The organism is Geobacillus sp. LYN3, from assembly GCF_003064505.1.
Lineage (GTDB): Bacteria > Bacillota > Bacilli > Bacillales > Anoxybacillaceae > Parageobacillus_B > Parageobacillus_B toebii.
In genome coordinates this window covers 2,911,751-2,915,321 of record NZ_QCWL01000001.1, presented here as the reverse complement: position 1 = coordinate 2,915,321, position 3,571 = coordinate 2,911,751, and the positions used below count along the sequence as shown (strand labels likewise).

The window sequence follows — 3,571 nt, the reverse complement described above, 5'->3', positions numbered from 1 at the left end:
TTGCACATTATTTCCGAATCCGCCTGAAATAATTTGAAAAAGGGATTCTGAAATAATGTGCTAATTTACACTATAGAGCTTCTTCCATACCTTCGCATGGATACTGACTCTAATTCCACAAGACTTTCATGGGCAAACACCTCACTGGTGCTTATCGCCCTGTGCGCCCGATTCAAGACGTTGGATTTTTCTTCTCTATAAGAGTAGTATACCATCTTTGACTACGTCAAAGCAATCGGTTCATCCCATGTCTAAAGACGGGCTACACCCTGCATGGGCTTTCTCCGATTGTACTTGTAAAAAAGAATAAGGACACAAGAATTATAGCCCCTGTCTTCATATTTACGATTAAGTATCAAAATTGGTGCAATAAATATATGCTATCTCCCATGGGAGAACGGAAATTCTTCTTTAATCTGTGGTGCCGCGAAGCGATGGGCTAATGGGACAGTTTAGTTGAAGAAGGGGAATTGTACAAAGAGACAGAATATTACAAGTAAAAAGCTTTCGGGGGAAGTGTGAAGATGAAAATTGAAGATATATATAATGATTTACCAACACTCGAAACTGAAGGACTTTAGAAATTATTTGCAATTGACAATATCAACTGTAATCATTATTATTACAGTTAGGAGGAAGGTTCATTATGAATAGCGATTTTTCGATTGCCGTTCACTGCGTCGCTTACCTGGCCCAAAAGCAAAGCCAACGAGTGACCAGTGAAGACATTGCCCAAAGTGTTTCTGTCCACCCAGCAAGATTAAGGAAAATTTTGAGCATATTAAGGAAAGAAAATATTATTACTTCTAAAGAAGGGGCAAAAGGCGGATTCTCTTTAAACGATTCACCGGAACATATTACGTTAGACAAAATATTTAAAATCACTAGTGAGGAAACGCTTGTACCGAAATGCCCTGATTCCAATGAGAATTGTCCAATAGGCAGAAACCTATCAAATATACTCATTCGCGTTTTTCACAATGCGGAAGAACACTTTTTAAATTATTTAAAAGGTGTAACGATCAAAGATATCATTGATGAAATCAATAGTAGTTAGGTTTTCATGCCTGAAACAAAAGTACGACTAATGCTTTTATGTTAGTTGTGCTCCATAAATTTTTTTTAAACATAACTGTAACAAAAAATATTTCAGTTTAAGAAGGTGAATAAGGTTGAAGAAAAAACGGGTTGTCGTTGGAATGTCGGGTGGGGTTGATTCCTCTGTGGCAGCCTACCTTTTAAAACAAGAGGGGTATGACGTAATCGGTGTATTTATGAAAAATTGGGATGACACCAATGATGATGGTGTATGTACAGCAACGGAAGATTACGAAGATGTTAAGAGAGTTGCCAATCAACTCGGGATTCCTTATTACAGTGTGAACTTCGAAAAAGAATATTGGGATCGAGTATTTACGTACTTTATAGATGAGTTGAAACGGGGGCGAACACCAAATCCAGATGTTTTATGCAATACAGAAATTAAGTTTAAAGCGTTTGTTGACTACGCTCTTTCACTAGATGCTGATTATATCGCGACAGGCCATTACGCAAGAATCAGCAGAGAAAATGGCCAAATCGCCTTATTGCGTGGAAAAGATCCCAATAAAGATCAAACGTATTTTCTTAGCCAATTAACAGCAGAGCATTTGTCAAAAGTCCTGTTTCCTATTGGAGAATTAACGAAAGATGAAGTACGAAAAATCGCTCAAGAATTGAACCTTGTTAACGCCAATAAAAAAGATAGTACAGGAATCTGTTTTATTGGAGAAAGAAATTTCAAAAGCTTTTTAAAGAATTATTTACCGGCACAGCCCGGAGAAATTCGTTCTCTAGATGGAGAAGTGCTAGGTACTCATGATGGGTTGATGTACTATACGATTGGCCAACGAAAAGGACTTGGAATCGGTGGAAAAGGAACAGGGGAACCTTGGTATGTCGTCGATAAAGATTTAGAAAACAACGTTTTACTCGTCGCTCAAGGTAAAAATCATCCTGCTCTGTTTTCTACCGGTCTTATTGCATCGAACATTAGCTTTATTAACGGGGATGTTCGTCCACGTACATTTGCATGTACAGCTAAATTCAGATACCGTCAAGAAGATCAGAAAGTAACCGTTCATATTCGTCCGAATGGAACGGCTTTTGTGGAATTCGAAAAACCAGTTAAAGCCGTTACTCCAGGACAAGTAGCGGTATTTTATGACAATGATGTTTGTCTTGGCAGTGCGATTATTGACGAAGTGATAAAAATGGATGCTTCAACTGCCACTGCGGCATCTTAAAACAATACACTATTTGACTATAGAATGACACCCTGTATGCACGCTATCTTGTCAGGAATAATAAGTGCTGTGATAAGGAATAAATCTCGGGGAATTTTATCGGCTATCATACAAAGAGTAACTACAAAACATCATACTGAATCATCTTTAAGATATTTTATGTTTTGATGGAACGTTTTTCTAGATACAACGAAATTAAAAAATAATTGGAAGGTAGATGTGAAATGGAAAAATTTAAAAATCACAAAGGGTATTCACGCATGTATCAAGAAAACAAACTAACTTTAGGATTGTTCTTTCCGATTGAATCGTATATGGGCGATGTCCCTGAGATGAATATAGAAAAACAAATGAAGTTAGCCAAACGAGCAGAAGAACTCAATTTCGCTTCATTATTTGTGAGAGATGTACCGTTGCGCGATCCTAATTTCGGGGATGTCGGGCAAATATATGACCCGTTTACGTATTTAGGGTATGTTGCTGCCAACACAGAAAAGATTGCCTTGGGAACGGGAAGTATTATTTTAACATTGCGCCATCCTCTTCATGTCGCAAAAGCGGCGGCTTCTGTAGACAGATTATCTGGTGAAAGACTTATTCTCGGTGTCGCAACAGGTGACCGTCCAATCGAGTTTCCAGCATTCTCTGTGAATCCAGAAGATCGGAGCGAATTATTCCGAGAAGCAATTGGTGTCATGAAAAAAGCATGGAAAGAGCATTTTCCTGCCATTGACTCTTTACGAGTGCATATGACAAATGGAGATCTTTTGCCAAAACCGAAATTGTCAGACATACCAGTAATGGTGACAGGTCACAGTGGACAGTCTCCTGAATGGATTGCTGAACATAGTGATGGTTGGATTTACTATCCACGTGCACTCAAATTTCAAAGAGCATTAATCGAGAATTGGCGTTCGTTAACAGAGGAATTTAAGCCATTTACCCAATCGCTTTATGTTGATTTGGCGGAAGACCCATATCATGTACCAATACCGATTCATCTTGGATTCCGTACGGGCCGCGTTTTCCTTATCGAATTTCTTGAAGCTTTACGAGATGCAGGTGTGAACCATGTCATCATCAACTTAAAATATGGCCAACGCCCAGTAGAAGAAGTGATCGAAGAATTAGGTGAATTTGTGCTTCCACACTTTCCGGCTTTATCATGATGAGGACAATCCATTTGGTTGATAACCTTTAAAGACGTAAATATAAGGGTAGCGTCAAAAGTTCTATGAAAACTCCACACAGATCATCCCATTGAGCATCGTGGGGCATGCGGAGGG

Annotated in this window: 3 protein-coding genes; all 3 read left to right on the top strand. The window is 38.8% G+C overall.

Translation table 11 applies throughout. The annotated features are described in order from the left end of the window. The first annotated feature begins 646 nt into the window (after window positions 1–646). The 3 genes from DCC82_RS15215 (at window position 647) to DCC82_RS15205 (ending at window position 3,454) form a co-directional block, all read left to right on the top strand. Window positions 647–1,057, top strand: a complete 411-nt coding sequence (locus tag DCC82_RS15215) for an RrF2 family transcriptional regulator (protein ID WP_015374305.1) — start codon at window positions 647–649, stop codon at window positions 1,055–1,057. A 115-nt stretch (window positions 1,058–1,172) separates the two neighbouring features. Further along, window positions 1,173–2,285, top strand: coding sequence for a tRNA 2-thiouridine(34) synthase MnmA (gene mnmA / locus DCC82_RS15210; RefSeq protein WP_089098047.1), 1,113 nt, complete (start codon window positions 1,173–1,175; stop codon window positions 2,283–2,285). A gap of 224 nt (window positions 2,286–2,509) precedes the next feature. Beyond that, window positions 2,510–3,454, top strand: coding sequence for an LLM class oxidoreductase (locus tag DCC82_RS15205; protein ID WP_015374306.1), 945 nt, complete (start codon window positions 2,510–2,512; stop codon window positions 3,452–3,454). Window positions 3,455–3,571: the final 117 nt, after the last annotated feature.

Coding starts and splice junctions, on each gene's coding strand:
- DCC82_RS15215 (WP_015374305.1), top strand. CDS start 647: ATGAATAGCGATTTTTCGATTGCCGTTCACTGCGTCGCTTACCTGGCC.
- DCC82_RS15205 (WP_015374306.1), top strand. CDS start 2,510: ATGGAAAAATTTAAAAATCACAAAGGGTATTCACGCATGTATCAAGAA.